The sequence below is a fragment of the Novipirellula aureliae genome, from assembly GCF_007860185.1.
GTDB classification, from domain to species: domain Bacteria; phylum Planctomycetota; class Planctomycetia; order Pirellulales; family Pirellulaceae; genus Novipirellula_A; species Novipirellula_A aureliae.
Genome location: NZ_SJPY01000005.1, coordinates 338,922 through 353,517, shown reverse-complemented (window position 1 = coordinate 353,517; position 14,596 = coordinate 338,922). Strand labels below are relative to the sequence as shown.

At 53.0% G+C, this 14,596-nt stretch carries 15 protein-coding genes and 1 tRNA gene; 6 read left to right on the top strand and 10 right to left on the bottom strand.

The annotated features are described in order from the left end of the window. Positions 1–5: 5 nt before the first annotated feature. The 8 genes from Q31b_RS16440 to Q31b_RS16405 form a co-directional block, all read right to left on the bottom strand. Positions 6–491 (bottom strand): VOC family protein, encoded by a 486-nt coding sequence (locus tag Q31b_RS16440; protein WP_146600743.1) that lies wholly within the window; start codon positions 489–491, stop codon positions 6–8. A gap of 165 nt (positions 492–656) precedes the next feature. After that, positions 657–1,898: an RNA polymerase sigma factor gene (locus Q31b_RS16435; protein WP_146600986.1), complete on the bottom strand. Its 1,242-nt coding sequence runs from the start codon at positions 1,896–1,898 to the stop codon at positions 657–659. Positions 1,899–2,017: 119 nt separating this feature from the next. Continuing rightward, positions 2,018–2,797, bottom strand: a complete 780-nt coding sequence (locus Q31b_RS16430; protein ID WP_146600742.1) for an acetolactate decarboxylase — start codon at positions 2,795–2,797, stop codon at positions 2,018–2,020. A 67-nt stretch (positions 2,798–2,864) separates the two neighbouring features. Continuing rightward, positions 2,865–3,203 (bottom strand): scaffolding protein, encoded by a 339-nt coding sequence (locus tag Q31b_RS16425; protein ID WP_146600741.1) that lies wholly within the window; start codon positions 3,201–3,203, stop codon positions 2,865–2,867. 59 nt (positions 3,204–3,262) lie between these two features. Beyond that, complete coding sequence (locus Q31b_RS16420; protein WP_146600740.1) at positions 3,263–4,042, bottom strand: metallophosphoesterase family protein; 780 nt, start codon at positions 4,040–4,042, stop codon at positions 3,263–3,265. Positions 4,043–4,045: 3 nt separating this feature from the next. Further along, the gene (locus Q31b_RS16415; protein ID WP_197171674.1) at positions 4,046–4,720 is read right to left on the bottom strand and encodes a YqgE/AlgH family protein; all 675 of its coding nucleotides are present in this window, start codon (positions 4,718–4,720) and stop codon (positions 4,046–4,048) included. Continuing rightward, positions 4,720–5,727, bottom strand: a complete 1,008-nt coding sequence (locus tag Q31b_RS16410) for a ketoacyl-ACP synthase III (protein WP_146600738.1) — start codon at positions 5,725–5,727, stop codon at positions 4,720–4,722. Before Q31b_RS16410 ends, Q31b_RS16415 begins: the two co-directional genes overlap by 1 nt. Before the next feature lie 550 nt (positions 5,728–6,277). Further along, positions 6,278–6,350: transfer RNA gene (locus Q31b_RS16405), tRNA-Gly, on the bottom strand. A gap of 265 nt (positions 6,351–6,615) precedes the next feature. Here Q31b_RS16405 and tig point away from each other — a divergent pair. Beyond that, positions 6,616–8,115, top strand: a complete 1,500-nt coding sequence (gene tig, locus Q31b_RS16400; RefSeq protein WP_146600737.1) for a trigger factor — start codon at positions 6,616–6,618, stop codon at positions 8,113–8,115. Positions 8,116–8,844: 729 nt separating this feature from the next. On the opposite strand, the gene Q31b_RS16395 is transcribed toward tig, so the two are convergent. Together Q31b_RS16395 and Q31b_RS16390 are read right to left on the bottom strand one after the other, a co-directional pair. Beyond that, complete coding sequence (locus Q31b_RS16395) at positions 8,845–9,669, bottom strand: thiazole synthase (protein ID WP_146600985.1); 825 nt, start codon at positions 9,667–9,669, stop codon at positions 8,845–8,847. 83 nt (positions 9,670–9,752) lie between these two features. Further along, entirely contained in the window at positions 9,753–10,118 is a 366-nt protein-coding gene (locus Q31b_RS16390; protein ID WP_146600736.1) for a hypothetical protein, read from the bottom strand. Between Q31b_RS16390 and Q31b_RS29800 the strand changes: the two genes are divergently transcribed. From Q31b_RS29800 to Q31b_RS16370, 5 genes are all read left to right on the top strand, one after another. After that, positions 10,038–10,223, top strand: a complete 186-nt coding sequence (locus Q31b_RS29800; protein WP_449289931.1) for a hypothetical protein — start codon at positions 10,038–10,040, stop codon at positions 10,221–10,223. The two genes, Q31b_RS16390 and Q31b_RS29800, sit on opposite strands and share 81 nt — an antisense overlap. Before the next feature lie 132 nt (positions 10,224–10,355). Beyond that, positions 10,356–10,574: a hypothetical protein gene (locus Q31b_RS16385; protein ID WP_146600735.1), complete on the top strand. Its 219-nt coding sequence runs from the start codon at positions 10,356–10,358 to the stop codon at positions 10,572–10,574. 65 nt (positions 10,575–10,639) lie between these two features. Next, positions 10,640–12,025 (top strand): Gfo/Idh/MocA family protein, encoded by a 1,386-nt coding sequence (locus tag Q31b_RS16380; RefSeq protein ID WP_146600734.1) that lies wholly within the window; start codon positions 10,640–10,642, stop codon positions 12,023–12,025. A 372-nt stretch (positions 12,026–12,397) separates the two neighbouring features. Then, positions 12,398–13,186 carry an SGNH/GDSL hydrolase family protein gene (locus tag Q31b_RS16375; RefSeq protein WP_146600733.1) on the top strand — a complete coding sequence of 263 codons (789 nt, stop codon included), beginning with the start codon at positions 12,398–12,400 and terminating at the stop codon, positions 13,184–13,186. Between the two features lie 45 nt (positions 13,187–13,231). Continuing rightward, positions 13,232–14,596 (top strand): outer membrane protein assembly factor BamB family protein, encoded by a 1,365-nt coding sequence (locus Q31b_RS16370; protein ID WP_231617627.1) that lies wholly within the window; start codon positions 13,232–13,234, stop codon positions 14,594–14,596.

Genomic DNA, 14,596 nt, shown 5'->3' with positions numbered 1-14,596 from the left:
TTGTTTTAGCTGCGAACTGCTGCCTCGATTGCAGAAACGTCGATCTTTTGCATCGTCATCATTGCGTCGAAGACTCGCTCGGCGACTGCGGGATCGGGATTCGTATAGCCTTGCGTCAGAACGGTCGGCGTGATCTGCCAATGCAAACCCCATTTGTCTTTGCACCACCCGCACTGGCTCTCCTCGCCACCGTTGCTGACGATGGCATTCCAATAGCGATCCGTTTCGGCTTGGTCGGCGGTTGCGACTTGAAACGAGAACGCCATATTGTGCTCGATACCGGGGCCACCGTTGAGTCCAATGCAAGGAATGCCCAACACTGTGAACTCGACGGTCAGTACGTCTCCCTTTTTCCCCGACGGAAAGTCGGAAGGCGCGCGATGAACCGCGCCGACGGAGGAATCAGGAAAGGTCTCGGCATAAAACCTCGCCGCCACCTCGGCGTCACCATCGTACCAAAGGCAGATCGTGTTCTTCGCTGGTTTTGTCATTGTCAATTCTCCTTGTTGGCAACTGATCTAAGTTCGCAAGACGCGTTTTCGTTCTGAATTACGTTGTAGTCGAACGGGAAGATGACGAATCGACATTGAACGCGACTTTTTTTGAAAAAGTCGTTGTTCCGTAAACAGAAGGCCCGCGAAGTCCGCGTTCGAGGCTCACGATTCTCGCAGTTTTCTCAGTCTTTCCGTCAGGAAACGACGCTCCGGTTGCTGTTGCGTCAGTGCCAACGATTGCTCGAATGCCGTAACCGCTTCGGCGGTTCGACCTGCTCGACGAAGAAGTTCTCCGCGTGCGGAGTGCGTGAGATGATAGTTGGCGAGTTCACCTCGCTCTAGGATCGCGTCGATGAGTGTGATTCCAGCGTCGGGGCCGTCTCGCATTGCCACCGCGACCGCTCGGTTCAATTCAACCACTGGTGATGGATCGACCTGAATCAATACCGAATACAACGCGACGATTTGATTCCAGTCTGTGTCGGCTGCGGTGATCGCGTTAGCGTGGGCTGCCGAGATCGCCGCTTGTAACGTGTAGAACCCGAACTGGCGTGATGTGAGCGATCGTTCGACCAGTCGTTTACCTTCGACGATCAAGTCGCGATTCCACATACTGCGGTCTTGATCCTCGAGCAAAACAATCTGGCCATCGCCTGTGGCTCGCGCCGTCCGACGCGACTCATGCAACAGCATCAACCCGAGCAGTCCCATCACCTCTGCATCGTTGTGTAGCTCCAGCAGCAGCCGACACAACCGAATGGCTTCATCGGACAGTTCGCAGCGTACCAGCGAATCACCGTTGGATGCTGAGTAGCCTTCATTGAAGATTAGGTAGATCACGGAAAGCACGCCGTCGAGTCGTTCGGGTAGATCGCTCAAAGCGGGGATGACGAACGGGATTCCGGCGTCTCGAATCTTCGCTTTGCCGCGCACGATCCGTTGGGCCATTGTTGTGGGCGAAGTGAGAAACGCTTTCGCAATTTCCTCCGTCGTTAAACCGCAGACCTCACGCAACGTCAGAGGCACCTGCACTTTTGGATCAATCGCGGGGTGGCAGCAAGTGAAGATCAACCGCAACTGATCATCTTCGATTTCGGTCGCAGCTCGTTGGACATTCGCTTCGCAGACTTGCTCAATCCGTTTTGTGACCTCGGGAGCAATATCGCGAGCCTTCTCACGGCGGCGAATGATGTCGACCGCCTTGAATCGTCCGGCCGAAATCAACCAAGCCATTGGATTCGCTGGAACGCCATCGGCTTCCCACTGGATGATTGCCGATGCAAACGCTTCCTGCATCGCTTCTTCGGCTAAGTCGAAATCTCGCAGCAATCGAACCAACGACGCGAACACCTTCCGCGATTGGTTTCGGTATAAATCGTCAATCCGCGTCCCATGATCATTCATCACGTTTGACTCGACTTGCCACGATGAACGTTTCCGAAAGCGTCAAGTAGGTCTCGCCCCATTGTTGTCGTAGACGTAGTGCTCATCATCCATGAAAGCTTAGCGAGAACAAGCCGAATTTACCTTGGCAGCATCAGAACCGTGCCCTCGGCCAATCCAATCTTCTCGATGTGGCCGGTGAGGAGTTTTCCTGTGGTTTTATCTTTGTAGAGGAGGTGTGCGTGGGTAGAGGTGGCGGGATGCGTTAGATTTCCAACGGCGTCTTTTGCGTAGATACCGACAATCGTTCCAGCCACCTTTTTGAGCTCGCTCTCAAATGGTTGTTGTTCTTTCGGTAGTTCAATCTTCTGTACCCGTGCATGTATCGGGCAAGCTCCGTGGATGACGTGAAGGCTGACGTCCGTGAATTGACCTTCCAGCGAAAAAATAAAGGGTTTGTCCGTGTCAACGCCCGCCGCCAAGGCCGAGCTGGCGATCCATTGATCAAAATCCTTGGGGGCAACATTGTCTAGAACGGAGTGACGTGTCCACGACGGCACGTAGGCGCCGGCTAGCATGGTGGCTTGCCGGTCGCCATCGACATTTGAGATCGGGGTGAGTTGTCCGTTGGAACCAACACCCGTGATCACGACCTTGTTGTCGAGAATTGTAACCTCACCTGCGAGTCCTTCCAGTGCCGCGACGGCATAGAAATGAGGTTGCTTCACAAGGTCAATCAGTTGCACTCGACCTTGGTGCTGTTGCATTCCGATCGCTTCATGCATCGTACCATACTGAACGATGGTGCCGTCCCATGGTTGCTGTGCGAATGCCGTCGTATTCACGAGCGTCGTATTCACGAGCGTCGCCACTACGATCGGCAAAAGAGACGTCATCAAAAGACTTTTGCTAATTTTCATGGCTCATTCCTCGATGGCTCATTTCTCGTGGGTAGGCTGTCTGGATTTCTGGGGTCTCGGGAAGTTACTAACCTTGCGATTCAAGCATCCGTGCATGGGCCATTGCGTCTTCGGCTTTTTGAATGTAGATCTGTTCCTGCGTTCCGGCCCAAGCCCGTTGGTAGGTGACGCTGAGTGCCGTGAAGTTAAACGCATCTTGCGGTTCGAGCTGGCAAGCTTTCTCCCCATGCTGGATTGCCAAATCATGCTGGCCCGTCTTGGTATGAACGCGGGCGAGAGCAAGGTGACCGAGTACGAACGACTCGTCTTCCGCAATGATCTGATTCAATCCAGCGATCGCTTCGTCAAATTTTTCATCGTCGATTAGCTTTTCGACGTCGTTGTATTGGGTGTAAATATCAGACATATTATTGACATTCCGAGGTGAAGGTGGTTTAGGTTAAGGTCGTAGCTTAGCAAATTCGCCTACGCATCGGCAGGGTCTTTCGATTGTTGCCGGTTCAGGTTGTCTTTCTTATTAAACATCGCTTCGATCCGCGCTTGAGTTTTTTTTCGCGCCGAAGCGAGGTGGTCCATTAGCACCCGGATTGGCGCCCTCTTTCGATGGCCGTGCTTGTCGGTTTGGATGACGTGGCCAGTGGTGAGTTCCATCGCCGTCAAATAGCCGCCACCAAAACAATAGGTGTCAAGGCAAATGAGGTGACCAAGGTTCAAAATTTCTCCGCCCGCTTGCGGGGTATGTCCGACATAGACCCGTTTGCCGCTGAAGTGCGGTGCCGGGTAGGGATATTGCAGATGTTTCCAATATCGGCACGCATCGTCTTGATTGCTCATCGGCTGATCGGGCTGGTAGCAAGCGTGAACAAATATCTCGTTCTCTGTCTCGTGGTATTCGTAGAGCGAATGAAAAAAGTCGAGATGGGTGGTAGGAATCTTCTTCAGCGAGCCACCATAGCTGGCGATCGTCGCTTGACCGCCACCATTCTTCCAGATCGATTGATCCAAACCGGCCGAGACGACTCCCATCAGCATGATCTCGTGGTTTCCCCGGAGGGCGATCACGCGGCATCGCTTGCGTAATTCAATAATCTGGTCGACGACATCCTTACTGTTGGGCCCGCGGTCCACGTAGTCGCCCAAGAAAATGATCTGATCGCTATGGCTGGGGTCAATCGCCTCAACCAAGGTGCGCAGCGCCTTGCTACACCCATGAATATCTCCGACAACAAATTGGCGATTCACCATGAACTAATTTCGGTTGGGGTCACCAAAGTGGACGCCTGGAGCCAATGAGTGCAGGATATCGTGCCCGCAACGTTTTACGGCGGTTTCCCAGATTGTGTCAGGGTCGCCAAACAGTATATCGGTGTCGGCTTTGCCGATCAGCCATCCGCCAACGCGAAGTTCTTCATCCAATTGGCCAGGCCCCCATCCACTGTACCAAGCAATATATCGAACCTTTGCATCGGGCCGTTTGAGCAAGATTCGGAGATGGTCATCGTCACCGGTGATCCAAGCAGGCGGGTTACCAAAATCGATCGACATACTGCCGAACGGGTCCGCGGGATGGTCGTGGATCGTTACCTTGGTTCCTGGTGGATAGAGCGAATCGCTTCCTGCGTTGGCGCCGCCCCCCATTTCATTCTTTCCGCACGGTTCGCCAACGCCCGCCAAGGTGTGGATCGCAATCAAGGGGCCTTCGACGGGGCCACCACGAAATATAAAGTCGTCTTCTCTGGGGGCACCGCCCGTACTACTGAGTTCAACGATTTCTCGAAAGCGACGATCGGTTGGGCGGTTGATTGCTAAGCCAAACGCTCCCTCGGCATCGTGGCGAATAATGAATACGACCGACCGCATGAAATTGCCATCGCTTAAATAGGGCGAAGCGATGAGCAAACGTCCCGACGTGTCTTCGGCCATCACTTTGTCTCCAATGTGTCTCGCCACAAACATCCAGCCCAAGACAACCCAACACCAAAGCTGACCAGCATGTTCACCGATTCGGCGTTGAGTTCACCTCGCCGGCGGAGTCGGTCGATCAAAATGGGGATCGTACAGGAAACCGTGTTGCCGACGTCACGAAGCTCGATCGGAATTCTTTCGGGGGCGATCCCCATTCGACTGGCCAATTGATCCAGCATTTTCCAAGTTGCTTGATGCATTAGGTAGCGATCGATATTGGAATCCTCGAGCCCATTCGCTTCCAAGATTTCGCCGACCAAACGTGGTACCGCTTCGACCGTAAAATTGATCAGGCTGGGGCCATCCATATACAATCGACTTTTCCATCGCTTTCGATGACGCGGCTTAATCGCATCTTCACTCGGTCGAGTACCGCCATCACCGACAAGCAACATATCACCTCCGCTGCCGTCGCTGCCGAATTGAAACCCCCACAAACTTTTTTCAGGTGCGGCCCTCACCAAACTGGCGGCCGCCGCATCTCCAAAAATTGTGCGTATGCTGCGATCATCCGCGTCGATGTATTTACTGTAAGTCTCCGCGGTCAACAAAAGTATGTTTTTGGCAACACCACTTTGAATCAACCCATCGGCAATCGCCAACCCGTAAACAAAACCACTGCAACCGAGATTGAAATCGAATGCACCGCAACGTGTCGGAAGTCCCAACCGGTCTTGGATCAGACAGCTTGTGGTCGGCAGCGGATAATCGGGCGTTTGAGTGCAGAGCAATACGAAATCAATCGAACCAGGATCGATCGACTCGGATTCGAATAGTTTTCGTGCGGCGGCGACCGCTAAATCGCTGGAGGTCTCGTCCGGCGCGGCCACGTGCCGTTGATAAATCCCCGTCTTTTCCTCAATCAACCGCAAATCCCAGTTGGGGAATTGCGTTTGCAGTTCGTCATTGGTTTCGACACGCGAGGGCAAATGGACAGCGATCGGGCCAAGTTGAGCGTACGGCACGGGAAAGATCCATTGATTGCCGAATGAAAATATTGTTCAAAACTTCAATGTGCAGGATAACGAGAAATAGAATCGGTGGCGAGTGGTGTTGTCAGTCTGGCCCAATGAAACTTTTGCTCCCCCGATAATTTGCTCCCCCGACAAAACGCATCTCCATGGGACGGGGCGCTGAATGCCATCGTTGCTCGATATGCCATCGTTGCTCGATTCCCCAGTGCTTTGTCACAACGAAGAATGAGAGTAAGAATCTTTCGTGGCCGTGGTCTCCAACCGCCGCTTATTGGGGCAAGATACTCCAGCCACTCTTTTGCCAAGCCGAAAATCAAGCGGTGACAAAGCGCTAGGTGGACAGGATCGACAGCCTTGGGGATTGAAAGCTAAGGGTCGAAGATGGACCGAGCGAATCAGTAGAGGCTTTCCGCCCTGAGACCACCCCGCCCTGAGACACCGACCAAGAGTTCGGCAAAGCCGTTTTCAGACGCAAAGCCGTTTTCAGACGCAGGGGGGCGTTAGGCAAGCCAGGCCGACGGGGCCAAAGAGAAAAAGAAAGAGCGGCTGATCGGATTCGAACCGACGACAATCACGTTGGCAACGTGATGCTCTGCCAACTGAGCTACAGCCGCAGGTCTTTCATGTCCGCAAAGATTATCGACTGCTCAAAAACTTTGCAAGACCAGTGAGGCAAAAAGAGAAAAAAAGTTTCTACGGCTCGCCTCCCGTTCCCCCGTTCGAAATCGCACGCTAAACTAACCTGCTTAGATCCGATCGATAAGATCAACGAAATCTAAATGTACGAGGGGAGAGCCTGAGTCGTTGTTCGACTGGCCAAAGCCACCCTTTTTTTACTGCTGAATACGATCAAGCCAAAAGACGAGAGGCCTAACGCGGATGTCTACTTCCACCGAGCCCGAAACCAATCCCGTTTCTGATGAAAAGAAAACGATTCAACTGCAATCCAAGGTCGAAAGCCCTAGCGCTTGCGTACGGGAAGTGGTTGTGACAATTCCCCATCAAGAGGTTGAACGTTATCTGAAAGACGCTTATGACGAGATTGTTCCCGAAGCGAGCGTGTCTGGCTTTCGCGCAGGCCGCGCGCCTCGCAAGTTAGTCGAAAAACAGTTTCGTGATCGCGTTCGCGAGCAGGTCAAAGGGACGCTGTTGATGGATTCGCTTGCTCAAGTCAGCGAGAATGAAGAGTTCTCCGCCATTGGCGAGCCCGATTTTGACTTCGAATCGATCGAACTGCCCGAAGATGATGGCGATTTTAAATACCAGTTCACAATCGAGGTCCGCCCCGATTTCGAAACCCCGACCTGGAAAGGTCTCGAACTGACGAAGCAGGTTGAAGAGATTTCTGACGATGACGTTCAAGAATCTCTCCAGCGTGTCCTCAGCCGTTATGCGACACTCGAAGCAACGGACGAACCGGCAGAACTCGGCGACAAACTCGTTGTCGACATCAAGTTCACCGATAACGGAAAGCTACTTTCCAAACTGGAGGAGGAACGTGTCACATTCTGTAATCGTCTAAGTTTGTCCGATGGAGTGATCGAAGACTTCGGGACATTGATGAAGGATGCAACCGAAGACGACGTTCGAACTGGCAAGGTTAAACTTAGCGACAGCGTTGCTGATGAAGCATTGCGTGGAACCGAAGTGGATGCTGAAATTCGCGTTGTCGAAGTGCTCAAGAGCGAACTGCCGAAGTTGACCCCCTCGTTCCTTGAAGAGCTGGGTGATTTTGAGTCGGAAGAAGAATTGCGAGACTTCGTTCGCGATTCTCTGGTTCGCCAAGCCGATTATCGAACGCAGCAAAAGATGCGTGAAACGGTTGTTGAAAAGTTGGCTGGGAATGCTGACTTCGAACTTCCCGAAACATTGGTCACTCGTCAAACTCAACGAGAACTCCAACGCAAAGTATTGGAACTCCGACGCAGCGGTTTCGATGAGGACAATATTCGCCGGTTTGTGAATGCCGCTCGACAAAACGCAAAAGCGTCGACGGAATCATCGCTTCGAGAGCACTTTATCCTCGAGAAAATTGCCGAGGAGGAAAATGTTGACGCTGAGGCTGCCGATTACGATGCGGAAATCGCTCTGATCTCTCAGCAAAGCGATATGACCGAACGCAAAACGCGTGCTCGCCTCGAAAAGAGCGGCCAGATGGACGCGGTTCGTAACCAAATCGTTGAACGCAAGGTGATCGAAATGATTGTCGAAGCGGCAACCATCACGGAAGAAAAGGTCGAGAAAACCGATGGTGATGAGCATGAGGAATTCGCGGTCTATCATAATGTCTTGTCCACTCGCGAAGAGGGAAGTATCCCCGAAGCGAAATACGAGGACAACACACCGAAGGGTGCTGAGAAAGAAAACGAGAAGGAATAGCCGAGTCTCTCCGAGACTCGTTGACTAATAGTTTCCGTCTCGGCGAGACGGATCGACGTAGCCGAGTCTCTCCGAGACTCGTGGTGCTCATATGTTTCCGTCTCAGCGAGACGGATCGACGTAGCCGAGTCTCTCCGAGACTCGTGGACTAATAGTTTCCGTCTCAGCGAGACGGATCGACATAGCCGAGTCTCTCCGAGACTCGTGGACTAATAGCTTCCGTCTCAGCGAGACGGATCGACGTAGCCGAGTCTCTCCGAGACTCGTTGAACCGGCATTGTCCGTCTCGGAGAGACGGACCTACGTAGCCGAGTCTCTCCGAGACTCGTTGAACCGGCATTGTCCGTCTCGGAGAGACGGACCTACGTAGCCGAGTCTCTCCGAGACTCGTGGACTAATAGCTTCCGTCTCAGCGAGACGGATCGACGTAGCCGAGTCTCTCCGAGACTCGTGGACTAATAGTTTCCGTCTCAGCGAGACGGATCGACGTAGCCGAGTCTCTCCGAGACTCGTGGACTAATAGTTTCCGTCTCCGCAAGACGTATCGACGTAGCCGAGTCTCTCCGAGACTCGTGGACTAATGGTTTCCGTCTCGGCGAGACGGATCGACGTAGCCGAGTCTCTCCGAGACTCGTGGACTAATAGCTTCCGTCTCAGCGAGACGGATCGACGTAGCCGAGTCTCTCCGAGACTCGTTGAACCGGTATTGTCCGTCTCGGAGAGACGGACCTACGAAGGTTCGACAGGCTTTGAACCATACGGCCTGGTACTGATGACGCCCTCTTCGGGGCTGCTGGCACTGCCGTATAACTTCTTGGGGATTCGGCCTGCAAGATAGGCTTCTCTTCCCGCGATCGCTGCATGTTTCATCGCCCGGGCCATCCTTGCCGGTTCGCGGGCGTGTGCGATCGCTGTGTTGAGAAGGACGCCGTCCGCACCAAGTTCAAACGCGACGCTCACATCGCTTGCTGTTCCGACACCGGCATCGACGATCACTGGATAGTCCGGATCATCTTCCTTCAAATATTGCATGATCATGCGGAAATTATTGGGATTGAGCATACCTTGGCCACTTCCGATCGGGCTTCCCGCAGGCATCACACTCGTCGCTCCTGCTGCCTTTAGCCGTTGGGCAGTGACCGGGCAATCGTTCGTATAGCAGAGCACTTTAAAACCTTCTGCCGTCAGTTCCTGGCAAGCGGCAATCGTCTCGACCGGATCGGGTAGCAACGTACGACTGTCGCCCAATACCTCCAATTTCACCCAGTCAGCACCAGGGTTTTCCAACGTACGGAGGATTTCACGGCCCAGCTTCGCTGTTCGAATCGCATCTGCTGCGGTGAAACAACCGGCCGTGTTGGGCAACAAGATGTAGCGATCCAAGTCAATGAAATCGAGAATGTTTTGGCCAAGTCGATCGTATAGCCGTTCTCGACGAACCGCTACCGTCACGCATTGGCTGCCCGATTGGTCTAACGATTCGCGCATCTGCTCCATCGTGTCATAGCGGCCGGTCCCCACAAACAACCGGCTAGTGAACTCGTGTCCACCCACCGTGAGCGATAGAGATTCTAAGGAAGTGTCAGCGGGTGAGGATTTCGGGGTAGGATGAGTTGTCGACACGGTATGGACTTCTTCTATTTGGAGAATTTTGGACGGGTAACAGCCATGACGATCGTACCAAAGAGACGCACTCGTTCGAAAGAGACCCAAAGTGCCCAAGTCACAAGGTGGACATTTTGACGCACTGAAGAGCGAGTGATCGTAACGCGGTGTCTCTTGCTTCTAGCTCCCAGCAGGTGTTGATCGCATCCAAAGGGAGAAGCAATAAGCATGCGATCGATCGTCATCTTGGTCGCGATCATCGCTTCCGCGGCGTATTTTTCCCAAACATCAAACCGACCGAACGGGAGTGCGAATGTTTGGTCGATCCGCGCGGCCTCGGCACAACCGCCCCGCGATTCTTTTGGCAGGTTGCATCGGACAAAAACGAGGTTGTCCAAACTAGCTTTCCACGGATCGTTGCGACGAGCGAATCGCTGATCGAAGAAAACACCGATGATTCGACCTGCCTTAAGTTTCGTTCTACTTCAAGTCGCTTTGGCTAAAAGCGGCTTTGCGAAGGCTCCGGCGGCACGGTTCCAACGACCGGCGACGGCATAAGTTTTAATTCCAATCTCGGAAGTTTCGAAGCGTTTTCTCGCGAAATTTCGTTGAGCCAGTATCCTAGCGGTTCGACGATGGGTTACAATATTTGTACGCTACGTTGGCGTTACAGCGAATGGATCAATACAGAGAAGAGGAGTATCGTCGCTCGCGAGCTTACGATTATCAAGCCCCGCAGCGACCGATTAAAAACGTTGCAAACGACTTTGAGTAATGGGAAGCTGATTGCAACTCTTTCGCAGAAAGTCGATGCTCCCGGTCGAGTCGCGAAGACACTGACTAAAGAACAGTAGAAGAGCCGCACGAAACCTCTATAGAAATCCGAAATTTCACAACCATTCTCGATTTAGGAACAACCATGACGACTCGCAGGAACTTTCTTAAAAACAGTGCTTTGACCTCAGCGGCTTTAGTCGCCAATCCGTACATCTTGACCAGCACCGCCAATGCGGCTCAAGTTCAAGATACGGATTTGACCATCGCCGCGATCGGCGTAGGCGGCAGTCGGGGTCGATACAGTCGTGGCGGAGAGGTTTCACGGCAGGCCGCAAAATTTGGCAAGATGATTGCCGTTTGCGACGTCGACGAACGGCACAATGCGGAATTCAACGCGGACAGAATGTTCGGCGGAAAACTAAAGGAATACGTCGACTATCGGAAGCTGATCGACACGGAACGTCCCGACATTGTCGTGATCGGAACCAATGACCATTGGCACGTTCCGATCGCGACGTATGCCTTGCGTGCTGGTTGCGATGTGTACTGCGAGAAACCGCTCACGTTGACGATCGATGAGGGCAAGGAGATCTGCAAAGTTGTGAAGGAGACCGGCAAGGTCTTTCAGGTCGGGACACAACAGCGTACCGAGATGGGTAAACGATTCTTGAAAGCGGTTGCAATGATACAGGAGGGCTATGTCGGCGATAACGTCACCGCGCAACTTGCGATCGGTGGGGCTCCCGGCGAAGGTCCCTTCCCGACATCAAAGGTTCCTGAAAAGCTGAACTGGGACTTTTGGGTGGGGCCAGCGCGAGCGGCTGACTACTCACTCGAACGCCGAAAATTCTTCCGTTGGTATATGGAGTATTCTGGTGGCAAGATGACCGATTGGGGAGCCCACCACATTGATATAGCCCAGTGGGCTATTGGGATGGACAAGACTGGCCCAACCAGCATCAGCGGCACAGGGCAATTTGGAAATGTCGTTCCCGAGGGTTTTGATTGGGTGGCATTCTTTGAAGGCAAAGCCGAGCTAGAAAATGGCTACAACGCCGCCACCAAATTTAGTGTCAACTTGACATTCGAAAATGGTTCGGCTTTGAATGTTCATGACAAATATGTGTCCGAAGATGGAGACACGACGTTTCCCAACGGGATCCTATTTGAAGGCAGTCAGGGACGCCTCTTTGTCAATCGTGGCAAGCTAACCGGCAAACCTGTCGAGGATCTGACCGAGTCGGACAACAAGAAACTCGAAGATGCCGTCGCCAAACTTTACAAGGACAAACCGATCACCAGCCATATGCAGAACTTCTTTGAGTGCGTCAAAGATCGCTCCGAACCAATCTCGGACGTTTACTCGCATCACCGCACGATGACCAGTTGTCACATGTGCAACATCGCGTTGATGGTTGGCGAGGATCTGAAGTGGGATCCAGTGAAAGAAGTTTTCATCGGTAATGAGATGGCCAACCAATTGATGTCACGGCCGAGCCGAAGTAAGTATCTAGGTTCACCAGCCTAGTCCACCGGCCTAGTCCGGATTTGGTCGTAGCGGAGGTCGTCAAGACCTCCCTTTTTTTCTCCGAGTGGTCCGAAACCCTTGGCGATCTTCCGCTCCCCCAACTTGACACACGCTAACCATCCTAAACTCCAATATTCCCGAGTGACCAGAACAAGGTGCCTCCTGATAGTGTTTTTGTGCTTCGCCGCAACCCAGTTGATCGACACCCGTCTGGTCACTGGGGCGAACGATCGTTAACCCTCAGCAGCAGCGATGAATGTTCTGGTACTTTATGCGGACAACATGGTGGGGTTCAATTCAGGATTTTCGCCGTTGGTTTCAGAGTGAAAGTCTGAAGCGGTAGCTCATCCGTATCAAAGAATTGCCATCGGAGTGAGCAAGCAGGACCCTGCAGGGCCGATGAAAACGACTTACGATTTACCAGCAATCGATATACCAGCAATCGACCAACGCCGAGATCGTTATTTTACTTTCCTCATGTTGATTTGTTTGCAGTTCGCTGTTGACGCCGCGTTCGCGTGGAGTGCACCGCCTTTGGACACTCCAGCAAAGCCCAGAGTCGTCTGCTTTGGTGATAGCATCACCAAACGAGGGTATCCGCAGATTCTGGCCAGACTCACAGGGTTCGATGCAATCAATGCTGGGGTCGCGGGTAATTCAACAGCGAAAGCGCTACGACGATTGGCGGACGATGTTCTGGCTCAAAAGCCACACGTGGTCGTTATCCTGTTTGGGACGAACGACCTGCGTGCGGACGCCGATCATGCTTATGTTCCCGTCGCACAATACAAGGCCAACCTGGAATCGATCGTTGCTCAATGCCGAAAGCAGAAGGCACGCGTCATCCTCTGCACTTTGCCGCCGATTGAGCACGAAGCTTTCTTCATACGACATCAGCGTGATCCGTTCGAGGCTCTTGGCGGCCTTGCCAAGCTGATTGAAAACTATCGGGAGGCTGCGAGTCAGGTGGCGGCTGATCAGAATGCGCCACTCGTTGATCTCAATCAGTTACTCGCGAAGGAACCACAGTGGTTGAGCAAAGACGGTGTTCATCCCAGTGAAGCTGGCAATGCGATAATTGCAAAACACGTTGCTAGAGTTCTCGCGCCGCTGTTCGCAGATCAACGCAGGCAAATGCAGCCCAGTGCCGATGACAATTAGGCCGATATCATTGTGTTTGGAGCCACCACGCCGGAGTCGTCGCGGTTGAACCGTCCCCGTGTCTTTGGCGATCTTAACGGATATCGTCTAACCTGGTATGCTGTCCCCAAACGCGATCTCACCACGCCAATTGACGAAATGGTCACTGCCTCCATGCGCCGAATCATGTATCCGATGCTGCTCACGGTTTTACTTCCATCCCTTCTTGCGGCCGAGGATTGGCGGGTCTGGCGTGGCCCGACACTCAACAATCACACACCGGAGTCGGCGATCGATTCGATTCCTCTTACTTGGTCACCGTCAGAGAACGTTCTGTGGAAAAGCCCGATACCGGGAATGGGGCACGCGTCTCCGATTGTTGTCGATAAGAGCATCTACGTACTGACACATGAATCAGACACGAAAACGATCTCCCTGTTGCGGTACGACCTAGACGATGGAAAACGGTCTCAGCGAGTGGTGCTTCACGAGGGGGTTGTCCCGCCGAATTACATGCACAATAAGAACACGTGTGCGTCGGGAACGCCGTCGAGTGACGGCAACGCGATTTTTGTCGTTGTCCAGGTCAACGATTCGATTCAAGCCAGCGCTGTTTCGTTAGACGGAAAGATTCTCTGGCAACGATCAGTCGCACCCTATCGCGTCAGCAGCAAGTTTTGGTTTGGTTACGGGGCGTCCCTTTTGTTGCTTGACGATTCCGTCGTGGTCGCTGTCGACATCGATAACGATGATCGCGGTCTGTACGCACTGGCGAAAGATAGCGGCGAACAGCGATGGAAGGTAACTCGCCCGAAATTCACCAGCTACTCATCGCCGATTCTAGCAAACGTCGGCGACAGGCAGCAGATTGTGATCAGCGGTGGTTCTCAAGTTGCCTCCTATGATCCCAAAAACGGCAAGCAGATTTGGGCTGTACCAGCGACGACGGATACAACCTGTGGAACCGTGGTATGGAACCATTCGATGGTCTTTGCCAGCGGAGGCTATCCCGACTCTGGCACATTCGGAATTGCCGTTTCTAACGATCGTGCTGAAATCGTTTGGGAAAACAAAGTGAAATGTTACGAGCAATCGATGTTGATCGCTGGTGATTATTTGTACGGAATCGGAAACAATGGCGTTGGCTATTGCTGGAGAGCCTCGGATGGAACCCAGATGTGGCGGCAGCGAATGAAGGGCCCCCACAGCGCCTCGCCACTACTGATAGGTGACCGAATTTATGCTTCAAACGAGAGTGGAGAAACGCTCGTTTTTCGCGCTTCCTCTGATCACTTCGAGAGCCTTGCAGAGAACCGTTTGGGCGACATTTCGTTTGCGTCACCTATCTATGCAGACGGAAAGTTGATCCTCCGGCACGGATCCAGAGAATCCGATGAACGAAAAGAATACCTGTATGCGATAGGTAAGTAG